12 protein-coding genes are annotated in these 14,177 nt (G+C 66.0%); 7 read left to right on the forward strand and 5 right to left on the reverse strand.

Going from position 1 to position 14,177, the window contains the following annotated elements:
• Positions 1 to 148: 148 nt before the first annotated feature.
• On the forward strand, positions 149 to 1,684 hold the full coding sequence (locus SOM18_RS05660; RefSeq protein WP_031441603.1) for an aminoacyl--tRNA ligase-related protein: 1,536 nt from the start codon (positions 149 to 151) through the stop codon (positions 1,682 to 1,684).
• On the opposite strand, the gene SOM18_RS05665 is transcribed toward SOM18_RS05660, so the two are convergent.
• Positions 1,678 to 2,640: a cation diffusion facilitator family transporter gene (locus tag SOM18_RS05665; protein WP_031441604.1), complete on the reverse strand. Its 963-nt coding sequence runs from the start codon at positions 2,638 to 2,640 to the stop codon at positions 1,678 to 1,680. The genes SOM18_RS05660 and SOM18_RS05665 overlap by 7 nt on opposite strands.
• 146 nt (positions 2,641 to 2,786) lie before the next feature.
• Positions 2,787 to 2,945: a hypothetical protein gene (locus SOM18_RS05670; RefSeq protein ID WP_166746134.1), complete on the reverse strand. Its 159-nt coding sequence runs from the start codon at positions 2,943 to 2,945 to the stop codon at positions 2,787 to 2,789.
• A gap of 191 nt (positions 2,946 to 3,136) precedes the next feature.
• Here SOM18_RS05670 and SOM18_RS05675 point away from each other — a divergent pair, with 191 nt between their 5' ends.
• Both SOM18_RS05675 and SOM18_RS05680 read left to right on the forward strand, forming a co-directional pair.
• On the forward strand, positions 3,137 to 4,522 hold the full coding sequence (locus SOM18_RS05675) for a helix-turn-helix domain-containing protein (RefSeq protein ID WP_031441605.1): 1,386 nt from the start codon (positions 3,137 to 3,139) through the stop codon (positions 4,520 to 4,522).
• A gap of 171 nt (positions 4,523 to 4,693) precedes the next feature.
• On the forward strand, positions 4,694 to 5,080 hold the full coding sequence (locus SOM18_RS05680; RefSeq protein ID WP_042467600.1) for a response regulator: 387 nt from the start codon (positions 4,694 to 4,696) through the stop codon (positions 5,078 to 5,080).
• A 38-nt stretch (positions 5,081 to 5,118) separates the two neighbouring features.
• Here SOM18_RS05680 and SOM18_RS05685 read toward each other — a convergent pair whose 3' ends face one another.
• Complete coding sequence (locus tag SOM18_RS05685; protein ID WP_320481440.1) at positions 5,119 to 6,066, reverse strand: aldo/keto reductase; 948 nt, start codon at positions 6,064 to 6,066, stop codon at positions 5,119 to 5,121.
• A 334-nt stretch (positions 6,067 to 6,400) separates the two neighbouring features.
• Positions 6,401 to 6,772, reverse strand: a complete 372-nt coding sequence (locus SOM18_RS05690; protein WP_031396521.1) for a hypothetical protein — start codon at positions 6,770 to 6,772, stop codon at positions 6,401 to 6,403.
• A 207-nt stretch (positions 6,773 to 6,979) separates the two neighbouring features.
• Here SOM18_RS05690 and SOM18_RS05695 point away from each other — a divergent pair, with 207 nt between their 5' ends.
• The 4 genes from SOM18_RS05695 to metH all read left to right on the forward strand — a co-directional run bounded on the left by SOM18_RS05695 (position 6,980) and on the right by metH (position 12,736).
• Positions 6,980 to 7,933, forward strand: coding sequence for an ArsR/SmtB family transcription factor (locus tag SOM18_RS05695; RefSeq protein ID WP_031441608.1), 954 nt, complete (start codon positions 6,980 to 6,982; stop codon positions 7,931 to 7,933).
• Entirely contained in the window at positions 7,930 to 8,874 is a 945-nt protein-coding gene (gene metF, locus SOM18_RS05700) for a methylenetetrahydrofolate reductase [NAD(P)H] (RefSeq protein ID WP_031441609.1), read from the forward strand. The genes SOM18_RS05695 and metF overlap by 4 nt, the downstream gene beginning before the upstream one ends.
• Before the next feature lie 41 nt (positions 8,875 to 8,915).
• Positions 8,916 to 9,974 carry a homocysteine S-methyltransferase family protein gene (locus SOM18_RS05705; RefSeq protein WP_320481441.1) on the forward strand — a complete coding sequence of 353 codons (1,059 nt, stop codon included), beginning with the start codon at positions 8,916 to 8,918 and terminating at the stop codon, positions 9,972 to 9,974.
• Positions 9,975 to 10,108: 134 nt separating this feature from the next.
• On the forward strand, positions 10,109 to 12,736 hold the full coding sequence (gene metH, locus SOM18_RS05710; protein ID WP_320481442.1) for a methionine synthase: 2,628 nt from the start codon (positions 10,109 to 10,111) through the stop codon (positions 12,734 to 12,736).
• Positions 12,737 to 12,793: 57 nt separating this feature from the next.
• Here the strand turns inward: metH and SOM18_RS05715 are convergent, their stop codons facing one another.
• The gene (locus tag SOM18_RS05715) at positions 12,794 to 14,002 is read right to left on the reverse strand and encodes a cation:proton antiporter (RefSeq protein WP_031439474.1); all 1,209 of its coding nucleotides are present in this window, start codon (positions 14,000 to 14,002) and stop codon (positions 12,794 to 12,796) included.
• Positions 14,003 to 14,177 lie beyond the last annotated feature (175 nt).

Below are 14,177 nucleotides of genomic sequence, written 5' to 3' on the forward strand. Positions count from 1 at the left end.
CGTCATCCTGACGAAAGTCAGGATCCAGAGCCAGAAGCGCTACGGGTGGTATCTTGGATCCTGACTTTCGTCAGGATGACGGCGGAGCGTGGGATCCACGCCGCAACGCATAGTGACGAACCCAGTCGCACCCGCTATCCGCGACGCCATGATAAAGCGCGCACTCCCCGTCACCCGAGAGGCGGATTTCTCCGCCTGGTACCAGGCCGTCATCACCGAGGCCGACCTCGCCGAGGAATCCGGCGTCCGCGGCTGCATGGTCATCCGCCCCTGGGGCTATGGCATCTGGGAGCGGATCCAGCGACTGCTCGACGACCGTATCAAGGCGACGGGGCATGAAAATTGCTATTTCCCGCTCTTCATCCCGCTCTCCTATTTCGAGAAGGAGGCCGAGCATGTCGACGGATTCGCCAAGGAAATGGCGGTCGTCACGCATCACCGGCTGAAGGCCGACGGCTATGGCCGGCTCGTGCCCGATCCCGACGCCAAGCTCGAGGAGCCGCTGGTCGTGCGCCCTACGTCGGAGATGGTCATCGGCGCCGCGTTCGCGCGCTGGGTCCAGTCGTGGCGCGACCTGCCCGTGCTGATCAACCAGTGGGCCAATGTCGTCCGCTGGGAAATGCGCACGCGCATGTTCCTGCGCACCAGCGAGTTCCTCTGGCAGGAGGGGCATACCGCGCACGCAACCGTCGACGAGGCGCGCGACGAGACGCTCAAGATGCTCGAAGTCTACCGCGACTTCGCCGAAGAGTGCCTCGGCCTCCACGTGATCGCGGGCGAGAAGCCCGAGAATGAGCGCTTCCCGGGCGCGGTCGCGACCTATTCGATCGAGGCGATGATGCAGGACGGCAAGGCGCTCCAGGCGGGCACCTCGCATTTCCTCGGCACCAATTTCGCCTCGGCGCAGAACATCCGCTTCCAGAACGCAGCTGGCGAGTTTGAGCTGGCCAACACAACCAGCTGGGGCGTGTCGACGCGGATGATCGGCGGCGTCATCATGGTTCACGGCGACGACGACGGCCTGCGCGTGCCGCCGATGATCGCGCCGTGGCAGGTGGTGATCGTGCCGATGCTGCGCGACAATCCCGACGACGCGGCGATCGTCGACTATTGCAAGTCGCTTCAGGCCGAACTCGCCAAGCAGTCCGCGCTCGGCGAGCCGGTCCGTGCGCTGCTCGATCGGAAACCCGCCAAGGCGGCGACCAAGCGCTGGGGCTGGGTCAAGAAGGGCGCACCGATCGTGATCGAGGTCGGCGGCCGCGACATGGCGGGCGGCAACGTCTCGGTCATCCGCCGCGACCGGCTCTACCGCGAGGACGGCAAGCTCGACAGCGTCACCACCTCGCGCGATGCCTTTGTCGAAGCGGTGTCGGGCATGCTGGCGGACGTGCAGGGGGCGTTGCACGTCGAGTCGGTGGAGCGGCTGCGCGCCAACATCGTGCCGATCGACGACTTTGCGGCGCTCGAGACTCACTTTGCCGACGGCGTGAAGAACCCGGGCTGGGTCGATGTGCGCTGGGCGAAGCCGACGGGCGCGGCGCTCGACTCGGTTGTCGAGCGGTTGAAGGCGCTCAAGCTGACGATCCGCAACGCGCCGATCGGCCAGACCGGATGCGACGATGGCGCCTGCATCTTCACCGGTCAGCCCGCGGTCGAGCGTATCCTGATCGCACGCGCCTATTGATCCTCCGGGACGCCCTCGTGAACCACGACGGCGTCCTCACGCTTTTCGGGACGGATATAGATCGAGGCGAGCATCGGCACCACAGCGCGGAGCTCGCCTTCCATCGCCTCGATCATCGTCTCGCCTTCGCCCATCGTCAGCGTGTCGACAAAGTCCGCGCTGATCGCGGCGAAGATGCTGTCGGGTGCGGTGTGGATCGTCCGGACATGGTTCACCGCGGCGATTCCAGGGTGCGCCGCGACGATGCCGCGAATCGTCGCAATCACGGCGGAGTCCGCACGTTCGCCGATCAGCAACCCCTTCGATTCGCGGGCGAGGATCACCGCGACGAGCGCGAGGATCAGGCCGATCAGGATCGACGCGACGCCGTCGATCCGGGGGTCGGCAAAGGCGTGGCTGGCCCAGATGCCGAGCCCGGCGATCATCAGCCCCGCCAGCGCCGCCGAATCCTCGAACAGGACGATGAAGCCTGCCGGGTCCTTCGAGCGATGGATCGCGGTCCACCAGCCCGAATCCCCCTTGGACTTGGCGAATTCCCGGACCGCGATCGTCCAGCTCGTACCCTCGAGCAGGACAGCGACGCCCAGAACGATATAGGCGATGAGAGGGTCGGAGAGCGGCTCAGGCCGCAGCATGTGCCGATACCCTTCATAGATCGACACGCCCGCGCCCACCGCGAAGATGAGGATCGCGACGACGAACGCCCAGAAATAGAGCTCGCGGCCATAGCCGAACGGGTGGGCCGCATCCGCCGGCTGCTTCGCCCGCGATTGGCCATACAGCAGCAGGACCTGATTGCCGCTGTCGACCAGCGAATGGACACCCTCGGTCAGCATCGACGACGATCCGGTCAGCCCCGCGGCGACGAACTTTGCGACGGCAATGCCGAGATTGGCGGCAAGCGCACCGTAAAGGACGATATCGTCCTTGATCTTGTTGAGAATTCCATCGGCCATACCGCCTCCTAGGCGAGGACGGTGGCGTCGGCCAGACGCGGAAAAGCCCATCGATGCCTGTGCACCAATGGGCCCTTTTCCTCCCCAGGAAAATAATCAAACCGACGCGCGCGCCTATTGGCGAAATCCACGTCGAACGGTGGCGGTCAGCCGAGTCGGCCGAGCCGGTGATACAGCGCGCTGAGGCGGCTCAATTTGACGTCGTCGACCGAGACCTTGGTGATCAATTCGCCAATCGCTTCCTTGAGCAATTCGAAATCTGCGGTCGAGAAAACGGCGCGGGCGCGCATTGGTTCGGTCGTCATGCCCATCTCCTTCATGGCGAATGTGTCTCCCCGTTTACAAACTCGAGCAACCGGGGCGGCGATGGCATCATAAAGCCTGAGAATTGCGGGGTTTGGAAGCGTGAGCGGCAGCCTGGCCGGGTTGTGCTGTCGTTGGGCGTTGCGCGGACCCTGTCTCTCTGTAACTATCGTGACAAGGACGGGGAGGCGGAATGGCCGAGCGCAAATTACTGGCAGGGCACGCGATCAGGCGGCTGCGACGCGGTGCCGGACTGACCCAGGCAGCGATGGCGGAGATGCTCTCGATCAGCCCCAGCTACCTTAATCTGGTCGAGCGCAACCAGCGGCCGATCTCCGCAACGCTATTGATCAAACTGGCGGAAAGCTTCGATTTCGATCCACGGATGCTGGCAGCGGCCGAACCGGGCGGCGGTTCGGAGGCGATCCGCCGCCGTCTGGCGCACCCCATGTTCGCCGACCTGGCGATCGACCGCAACGAGGTCGAGGAATGGCTGGCCAGCGCGCCCGGTGGTGCCGAGGCCTTTGCCCGCGTGTTCGACCGGATGGGGGAGGGGGATGGTGCGATTGCGCCATCCGACGACCCGGTCGCGCTGGTGCGCCGCGAGATCGAGCGGTGGCGGAATCACTTTGCCGATCTCGACGCCGCCGCCGAAGCGCTGGCGGACGAGCTGCGGCTGGGTGCCGGCGACCTTTACGGGGCGATCACCGAGCGTCTGCGCGCCAAACACGGCATCACGATCCGCGTCCTGCCTGCCGACGTGCTGCCCGACACGTTGCGGCGGCTCGATCTCCATGCCCGGCAGCTGCAACTGAGCGAGGTGCTCGATCCCGCCTCACGGACGTTCGCGGTCGCGTTCCAGCTTGGCCAGATCGAGGCGCAGGCGGAGGTCGATGCGCTGGCCAAGGCCGCAGGCTTCACCGACCGCGCTGCCGAACGGCTGTATCGGCGCCATCTGCTCAGCTATTTCGCGGCGGCGGTGATGATGCCCTATGCGCGGTTCCTGCGCGGGTGCGAGGCGACCGGCTACGATATCGAACTGCTGCAGCGACGGTTTGGCGCAGGGTTCGAACAGGTCGCGCACCGGCTGACGACGTTGCAGCGGGTAGGCGCGCGGGGGCTTCCCTTCTTCATGATCCGGATCGACCGCGCCGGGCAGGCATCCAAGCGCTATCCTGGCGCGAGCGGCGCGGCACTGGTCGAGGCAGAGGGCCGGTGCCCGCTGTGGCAACTCCATCACGCGTTCGATCGTCCGGGGGACCTGGTGGTGCAGCTGGTCGAGATGGAAGACGGTGCGCGCTGGCTGACGATGGCGCGGACGGTGCGTCCGCAGGGGCGCCGCTTCGGAGCGGTACGCGCGGAGTTTGCGATTGGATTGGGGGTCGAGGCGGCACTCGCGCGCGGGCTGGTCGCTGCGAGCGGTATCGATCTGACGGGCGCGGCTATGCCGATCGGCATCGGCTGTCGCGGATGCTTCCGCGCGGATTGCCCGCAGCGTTCCGCAGCCCCCGCAGGCCGCGCGTTGATCGTCAACGAACGCGAGCGTCGCACCTCGGCACTGACGTTCGTCGGCGACTGAACGCCGATAAGGCTGGACGCGCCAGGAATGCGACAGGACGCATGTGATGCAACGAAAATCGGCGTCGGCGATGCGTCCGAATTCGCCGCCGACCGTTTATAGCGGGTTCGCGCCTCACGCGTCCCGACCTGCCTCAGGCGGACCGATCGTGAGCCGACCCTGAATTTGTGTATGGGGTTTCCATTGTTCGCACCGCCATTGATCAGACGTCCCGCTGCGGGGATCGTTCTGATCGTCGAAGATCATCTGCTTGTTCAAATCACCGCAACGGCGCGGATCGAGGATGCCGGACTGTCGACGCTCGTCGCAGGCGATGCGGACGAGGCGATGGCGATTTTGACGTCGCGTGACGATGTCGCCGCGGTATTTACCGATATCGACATGCCGGGCTCGATGGACGGACTGGCCCTCGCAACGATCATCTGCCGGCGCTGGCCGCAGATCCAGGTCGTCGTCACGTCCGGCCAGCGGCCGAGCAAAGCCGCAGGTCTGCCCGACGGCGTCGCCTTCTTTCAGAAACCCTACGACTATTCGAACCTGGTGAACCATTTTCGCTGAGGCATAGATCGCGCCCGGTCACCCGGGCGCGGGACGCATCACGCCCCCGCCAGCGTCAACGCCGAAAGGTGCTCGTCAGATAGCTCAAGCGTCATGGCGGGCAGAAGATCCTCGATCTGACGCGCGCTGGTCGCACTCGCAATCGGTGCGGTGATCCCGGGCTGTGCCAGGAGCCACGCGAGCGCGACCTGCGCGTGGCTGGCGGCCGTGTCAGAGACGACCGCATCCATCGCCTCGAGGACTGCCTTCCCCTTTCCGTCGAGGAGGTCGCGCATGCCACCGCCGCGAACGCTTGCGCCCAGATCGTCGGGCGTGCGGTATTTGCCGGTGAGGAAGCCTGACGCGAGACCGTAATAGGGAAGAACGCCAATATTTTCGGTCACGCAATAGTCCTGCAATTCGCCTTCGAACTTGTCGCGGCTGACGAGATTATATTCGGGTTGGAGGACATGATAGCGCGGCAGGTCGCTGGCCTTTGCGGCATCCACCGCGGATTTCAGGCGTGCGGCGTGGAAGTTCGACGCGCCGATGACGCGCACCTTTCCGGCATCGACGAGCTTGCCGAAGGCCTCGAGGACAGCCTCCTGCGGCACCGTGTCGTCATCCTGATGCGCGTAATAGAGATCGATGCGATCCGTGCCGAGACGCTTGAGCGATGCTTCGGCCGCTGCCGCGATACGCGCCGGCTGGAGCTTTTCGCCACCTTCACCCGGCAACATGCCGACCTTGGTCGCGATCAGTACGTCATCGCGCCTGCCGCTAGTCCGCAGCCAGTCGCCGATCATCGTTTCGGATTCGCCACCCTCATGGCCGTCTACCCATGACGAATACATGTCGGCAGTGTCGATCATCGTCCCGCCACCCGCGACGAACGCGTCGAGGACCGCAAAGCTGGCGGTCTTGTCCGCTGTCCATCCGAACACATTCCCCCCGAGAACGAGGGGGGCGATCTTGAGATCGGTCGAGCCGAGGCGGCGATTCATCATTGAGGCTGGTCGCTTTGCGAAGAGGAAGGGGACGGTGTCGTGCCGTTGGCCGTCGAGTTGCCAACAGGGGGTAGGCCGTCGGGGCGCATGCTGTTCGCGTCGAGCATGGTCGCGGCATCGTTGAGTTGCGCTGCCTCGTCCCGCGTGACCGCGCCGGGGTGTTCCGGAGCCTGGGAACAGGCGCCCAGCAGGGCGAGCGACAGAACCGCCCCGAGCCGGCCGCCAGACGGGAGCCCCGTTGATAGTCCTCGTCCGGACCAGACAGGCCGGGAGCGCAGGACCATCGACCGGATCGCGGTCGGACGACGCGGTGCGGGGCGATCCGTGACGGGGATTAGTCCTTGATCGCGTTGCCGGCGCGGGTCAGTGCGTTACCCGTCGCGTCTGCTGCGCGGTCGGCGCTGTTGTTGATCGCGGCACCCGCACGGTCGGCATTGGCCTCTGCGCGCTCGCCCGCGCGATCGGCGCTGGCGTCGAGACGGTCAGCGGCGTTGTCCATGCGCGCACCGGCATTGTCGAGCGACGCCTCAGCCGAGCCGAGCGCACGATCGCTGGCGGCATCGACATCGGCAACCGCGTTCTGGGTCGTCGCGCTTGCGTCGGCCGCGATGGCGTTCGCCGCTTCCGCGGTCTCGTTCTGCGCATTGTTGCTGCACGCTGCGAGGCCGGCCGTCAGGACCAGCGCGGGGATCAGAAACTTCTTCATGAATAACACTCCCATCATCAAATTCGGCGTCGATCCGGGTGGACCTGACGCTTGTGAGCCGGACGCTTTCCAGTTCATCGCGTGTTCGAACGCGGACCAAGCGTTTCCGATCCGTCGACGTCGGGACGTGCCTGGGGCCAGCGTTCCTCTAACGACACGCTACGGCCTGCGTTGACCTCATATAAAGAATTCTTTATATGACTTCCCATGACGATGGCGCTCGAAATCTTCCGTGCGATGGCGGATGCGACCCGATTGCGCATTCTCGCGCTTTTGCGCCGCATGGAGCTCTCAGTCGGCGAACTCGCACAGGTGCTCGGGCAGAGCCAGCCACGCGTGTCGCGCCATGTGAAGATCCTGTGCGATGCCGGTCTGGCGGAGCGTCGCAAGGAGGGTAGCTGGGTATTCGTCGGCGTGGGGCGCAGCGATGTCGTCGACCCGGTCGCTGCCGCTCTCGATAGCTGGGCTAAGGCAGAACCCGATCACTGGGCGGTTGCCGACGCGGCGCGGCTTGCTGCGGTGCGCGCGGACCGGGCCGCGAGCGCGGCGGCGTGGTTCGAGGGGCATGCCGACGAGTGGGATGCGATCCGTTCGCTGCACGTCGCCGAAAGCGAGGTCGAGGCGGCGATGGCGGCGATGCTCGGCGATGCGCGGGTCGGTACGCTGATCGACATCGGCACGGGGACGGGTCGGATGCTCGAGCTGTTCGGTGGACATGCCCGACTGGCGCTGGGGATCGATCGCAGCTCGGAAATGCTGCGTCTGGCGCGCGCCAAGCTGCACGACATGGCGCATGCCGAATTGCGGCAGGCGGATCTGTACGCGCTGCCGCTCGACGACGGGGCGGCGGACGTCGCGATCCTGCATCACGTGCTCCATTTCGCGCAGCAGCCGGGCGCCGCGGTCCGCGAGGCGGCACGCGTGTTGGCACCGGGCGGGCGGTTGCTGATCGCGGATTTCGCGAGCCACGACCGCGAGGAATTGCGGCTGAGCGATGCGCATACGCGTCTCGGCTTTGCCGACGATCAGATGACGGCTTGGTTCGATGCGGCCGGTTTGCAGACCGCGCGGGTCGAGACGCTCGAGGGCGGTGAGCTGACGGTGAAATTATGGCTCGGCCGCAGAATTGGCCTGAGTTTGCGTGAGGTGAAGGCGGCATGACGACAATCACTATTCCCCAACTGGCCGAGGCGCGTCGTGCGCTCGAAGAACCGCTCTTTGCCGACCTCGCGGGCGACGTGGGGATCAGCTTCGAGTTCTTCCCGCCCAAGAGCGAGAAGATGGACGCCCAGCTGTGGGACGCGATCCGCACGCTGGAGCCGCTCGGTCCCGATTTCGTGTCGGTGACCTATGGCGCGGGCGGGTCGACGCGCGAGCGGACGCACGCGACCGTCGCGCGGATCCAGCGCGAAACGTCGATGAACGCCGCCGCACACCTGACCTGCGTCGAGGCGACCAAGGCCGAGATCGACCAGGTCGCCGAGGAATATTGGGCAGCCGGCGTACGGCACATCGTCGCCCTGCGCGGCGACATGCCGACGCTGGGTCAGCCCTATCAGGCGCATCCCGGCGGGTATGAGAATGCGGCCGCGCTGGTCGCCGGACTGGCACGGCTGCATCCGTTCGAGATTTCGGTCGCGGCCTATCCCGAATGCCACCCCGAATCCGGCGGGCATGACGTCGATCTCGACAACCTGAAGCGCAAGCTCGATGCGGGCGCGACGCGGGCGATCACGCAGTTCTTCTTCTCGCCGGAAGCCTATTTCCGGTTCCGCGACCGGGTGGCCGCAGCGGGAATCACCGCGCAGATCCTGCCCGGTATCCTGCCGGTCTCGAACGTCGCGCAGACGCGCAAGTTCGCGAACGCGTGCGGGGCGGAGATTCCGGCCTGGATGGACCGGCTGTTCGAGGGGCTCGACGATCATCCGGCGGCCCGACAGCTGGTCGCGGCGACGATCGCGGCCGAGATGTGCCGGCGGCTCTATGCGGGGGGCGTGAAGGATTTCCACTTCTACACGCTCAACCGCGCCGAACTCGCCTATGCTATCTGTCACATGCTCGGCGTCCGCGCGAAGCCGAGCGAAAAGGTCGCCGCGGCATAATTCATCACCCCTCCCGCAGGCGGGAGGGGGGAGTCCAATCGATGACACCACGTGAACGTTTCAACGCGGAAGCCGCCAAGCGCATCCTGATCACCGACGGCGCATTCGGCACCGAGATCCAGAACTGGAAGCTCGACGAGGCGGCCTATGCGGGCGACCTCGGGCTCAGCCACGACCAGAAGGGCAACAACGACATTCTGGCGATCACCAGGCCGGACGTGCCCCAGACGATCACGCGCGAATATCTCGACGCGGGGTCGGACATTGTGTCGACCAATACGTTCAGCGCGAACATCATCAGCCAGGCGGATTACGGCGCCGAGCATCTGGTCCGCGCGATCAACGTCGAAAGCGCGAAGATCGCACGGGCGCTTGCGACCGAATATGAGGCGACGGACGGCCGGCCGCGGTTCGTGGCCGGCGCGATCGGGCCGACGAACAAGACGCTGTCGCTGTCCCCCGACGTCAACGATCCCGGCTATCGCGAGATCGATTTCGATTACCTGAAGGGCGTCTACCGCGAACAGATCGACGCGTTGCTCGAAGGCGGCGAGGGGGTCGGCGTCGACTTCATCCTGATCGAGACGGTGTTCGATACGCTCAACGCCAAGGCCGGGATCATGGCCGCGATCGAGGCGGGCGACGATCTCGGGCGCGACGTGCCGATCATGCTGTCGATGACGCTGACCGACCTGTCGGGGCGCAACCTGTCGGGGCATACGGTCGAGGCGTTCTGGCATGCGGTGCGCCATGCCAAGCCGATCACGATCGGGCTCAACTGCTCGTTCGGTGCGGAGCAGCTGCGGCCGCATGTGAAGACCCTGTCCGGCATCGCCGACACGCTGATCATGATCTACCCGAACGCCGGGCTGCCCAACGAACTCGGCGAATATGACGAGATGCCGGCGACGACCGCCGGGCTGGTCGGCGAATGGGCGGTGGCCAAGCAGGTCAACGTGCTCGGCGGCTGCTGTGGCTCGACCCCTGCGCATATCAAGGCGATGGCGGACGGTGTGCGCGGGCTCGAACCGCGCGCGGTCTCGCGGCCCGAGGTGCGGACCAAGCTCGCCGGGCTTGAACCGTTCACGATGGCGGCCTGACTTTCTCCCCCTCCCGCAGGCGGGAGGGGGCAGGGGGTGGGCTCGCGCTCGCCCCCAACGACTAGGCCCGCGGATGGCGGGCGCCCACCCCCCGACCCCCTCCCGCTTGCGGGAGGGGGGGAAGAAATGAACCGATGACCACTCCCTCCTCCACGTCCTTCGTCAACATCGGCGAGCGAACCAACGTCACCGGCTCGGCCCGCTTCAAGAAGCTGATCATGGCGGGCGACTATCCCGCCGCGGTCGAGGTCGCGCGCCAGCAGGTCGAGAGCGGCGCGCAGGTGCTCGACGTCAACATGGACGAGGGGTTGCTCGACGCGCACCACGCGATGACGACGTTCCTCAAGCTGATCGCCGCCGAACCCGACATCGCGCGCATCCCGTTCATGGTCGACAGCTCGAAATGGAGCGTGATCGAGGCGGGACTGAAGTGCGTTTCGGGCAAGCCGATCGTCAATTCGATCAGCATGAAGGAGGGCGAGGAGCAGTTCCTTGCCCAAGCGCGCAAGTGCATGGCCTATGGCGCCGCGGTGGTCGTGATGGCGTTCGACGAGGTCGGGCAGGCTGACACCAAGGACCGCAAGGTCGAGATCTGCGAGCGCGCCTACAAGCTGCTCGTCGGCATCGGCTTTCCGCCCGAGGACATCATCTTCGACCCCAACGTCTTCGCAGTCGCGACGGGGATCGAGGAGCATGACAATTACGGCGTCGACTTCATCGAGGCGTGCCGCGAGATCAAGGCGCGCTGCCCGCACGTCCATATCTCGGGCGGACTGTCGAACTTCAGCTTCTCGTTCCGCGGCAACGAGCCGGTCCGCCGCGCGATGCACAGCGTGTTCCTCTATTATGCGATCCCCGCGGGCATGGACATGGCAATCGTCAACGCGGGCCAGCTCGACATCTATGACGATATCGACCCCGAACTGCGGCAGGCGGTCGAGGACGTGGTGCTCAACAAGGATCCAGAGGCGGGTGAGCGGCTCGTCCAGCTCGCCGAGCGGTATCGCGGCACCGATGTCGTCGCGGAGAAAGCGGCGGCGGAATGGCGTTCACTCGACGTCAACAAGCGGCTCGAATATGCGCTGGTCAAGGGCATCGATCTGCACGTCGTCGAGGATACCGAGGAAGCGCGCCAGATCATCGACGGCAATGGCGGTCGCCCGATCGAGGTGATCGAGGGCCCGCTGATGGACGGCATGAACGTCGTGGGTGACCTGTTCGGCAGCGGCAAGATGTTCCTGCCGCAGGTCGTGAAATCGGCGCGCGTGATGAAGAAAGCGGTCGCGCATTTGCTGCCTTACATCGAGGCAGCCAAGGAGCCCGGCGCGCGCGGCAAGGGCAAGATCATCATGGCGACCGTCAAGGGCGACGTGCATGACATCGGCAAGAACATCGTCGGCGTGGTGCTCCAGTGCAACGGCTTCGACGTGGTCGATCTGGGCGTGATGGTCCCGTGGTCGAAGATCCTCGAAGCGGCGAACGAGAATGACGCGGACATGATTGGGTTGTCGGGCCTCATCACCCCGAGCCTCGACGAGATGGTGACCGTCGCCGAGGAGATGAAACGCGCGGGCATGACGATGCCGCTGCTGATCGGTGGTGCGACCACCTCGAAGGTCCACACCGCGCTGCGCATCGCGCCCGCCTATGACGGCCCGGTCGTCCACGTGCTCGATGCGAGCCGCGCGGTGGGTGTCGCGTCGACGCTCGTCAGCGACACGATCCGCGACGAGTTCGTGACCAAGACCGCGGACGAATATGAAGCGGTGAGGGTGGCGCGGGCCAACAAGGGCCAGAGCGAGCTTATCCCGATCGAGACGGCGCGCGAGCGCGGGTTCGTCGCGGACTTTGCGTTGAAGCCCGGGGCGCCCGCGAAGCCCGGCGTCCATGTGTTCGCGGACTGGGACCTGACCGACCTGCGCGACTATATCGACTGGACGCCGTTCTTCCGCGCCTGGGAGCTGGCGGGCAACTTCCCGGCGATCCTGACCGACGAGGTCGTCGGCGAGAGCGCGAGTTCGCTCTATGCGGACGCGCAGGCGATGCTCGACACGATCGTCGCGGAAAAATGGCTGACGCCGCGCGGGGTCGTGGGGCTGTGGCCGGCGCGGCGCGAGGGGGACGATGTGGTCGTCTCGCACACGCGCGGCCACGACATGCCGCACGAGGACGTGCGCCTGCCGATGCTGCGCCAGCAGATTTCGAAGCGCGAGGGGCGCGCGAACATGTGCCTCGCCGATTTCGTCGATCCTGCGGGCGACTGGTTCGGTGGGTTCGCAGTCGGCATTCACGGGATCGACGAGCATATCGCGCGCTTCAAGGCCGGGCATGACGATTACAACGATATCCTGCTGAAGGCGCTCGCCGATCGCTTTGCCGAGGCGTTCGCCGAACGGCTGCACAAGCATGTCCGTCAGGAGCTGTGGGGCTATGCACCCGAGGAACAGCTGACCAACGATGCGCTGATCAAGGAACAGTATCGCGGCATCCGCCCTGCGCCGGGCTATCCCGCATGCCCCGATCACAGCCTGAAGCCGATCCTGTTCGACCTGCTCGATGCCGAGACCGCGACCGGGCTCGAACTGACCGAGAGCTTCGCGATGTTCCCGACCGCGGCCGTCTCGGGCTTCTATTTCGGCCACCCGCAGGCGGAGTATTTTGGTGTCGCCCGCGTCGGCCGCGACCAGCTGGAAGACTATGCGGCGCGCCGCGGCGTCGACCTGCCGATCGCGGAGCGCTGGCTGCGGCCGAACCTGGACTGAACCCCGAACCGTGACGTCACCCCGGCCTTCGCCGGGGTGGCGCCATGCTTATGGCTGTCAGGCGCTACGCCCGACCAACGATGCCAGCTTCTTCAATTTCGGTGCGACCATCGGCACGGTCAGCATCGTGCTGGCCAGCGCCATCAGCAGCAGCGCGGTGAAGGTTTCGTTGGTGATGATCGCCTTGTCGAGCAGGATGTTGACGAAGATGATCATGATCAGCGCCTTGGTCTGAAGCAGCCAGCCGATCGCGGACGCCTCCCCCGGGCGCCATTTGAGGATCCGCCCGGCGGCGTGGACGCCCGCCAGCTTGCCGCCGACCGAGGCGAACAGCAGCAAGGCCGCGGCGGCGAACACCGCGATCCCGCCGACCGCCCACTGCGTCTTCAGGCCGGTCGACAGGAAGAACACCGGCATCACCGCGAGCAGCACGAAGCGGCGGAAGTCGTCCATTCGGACCTGGTCGAACCATTTCGCGTCGAGCACCGCGCCCGACAGGAACGCGCCGACCATGAAATGCAGCCCCGCCCAGTCCGCGGCGAACCCGCAGCCGGCGAGCCAGATCAGGCTGACATACCAGCGATCGCGCTCCGGGATCCGCGCCATCAGTCGGCGGATCAGCAGGGTGGCGACCGCGAAGCCGACCAGGAAGCCGGCCTGCCGGCCTACGCGCTCCCAATCGAGCAGGATCAGCGCGAGCACGCCCCAGATCGCGATATCGTCGAGGCTGGCATAGCGCAGGATGCGCTGGCCGATCGGCTCACGCAGGACCTCGAGCTTTTCAAGGAACAGCACGAGGATCGGCAGCGCGGTGACCGCGCACGCCATGCCGATGCCCAGAACGACCTGCCACCGCGCGCCCGACACGCCTGCCCAGCCCGGATAGCGCAGCATCAGCGCGGCGGCGATGCTGCCGGTCGCGAGCGGCACCGCGAGAGCGAGGCCGGCGGTGACCGCGGTCTCGCCGCGATGTCGCCACGCCGCGCCGAGATCGAGTTCGATGCCAGCGACCCACACGAACATCATCACCGCCCACCACGCGACGCCGTTCAGCGAGCCGATTGTCGCAGGCGTGAAGATCGTCGCATAATAATCGGGGAAGAGCGCGCCGAGCACGCCCGGTCCGAGCAGGATGCCGCCGAAGATCTGCACAACGACCAGCGGTGCCCAGTAATCGGTCCGGCCCAGCCGCCAGACCAGATAGGGGACGCTGAAGATGATGAGCATCGCAAGGAGGAAGACCTCCGTCGGTGTCATGGCGTGCATGCATTCCCCCTCTCGCGCGGTCGGGGCCCCCCCGCCGGCTTTATGCTGCGGGGTGGTATGCGGCCGGGCAGGCGGCGGCAATATGCTTCGCTACGGTCGAACCGGTGTCGATCCGTTTGCAGGCTGCGCCATTGCGGGACGCGGGGCGGGCCCCCGCTATCGGCAGCCGGGGCGC

The organism is Sphingomonas sp. CFBP9019 (genome assembly GCF_034045155.1).
GTDB classification, from domain to species: domain Bacteria; phylum Pseudomonadota; class Alphaproteobacteria; order Sphingomonadales; family Sphingomonadaceae; genus Sphingomonas; species Sphingomonas aerolata.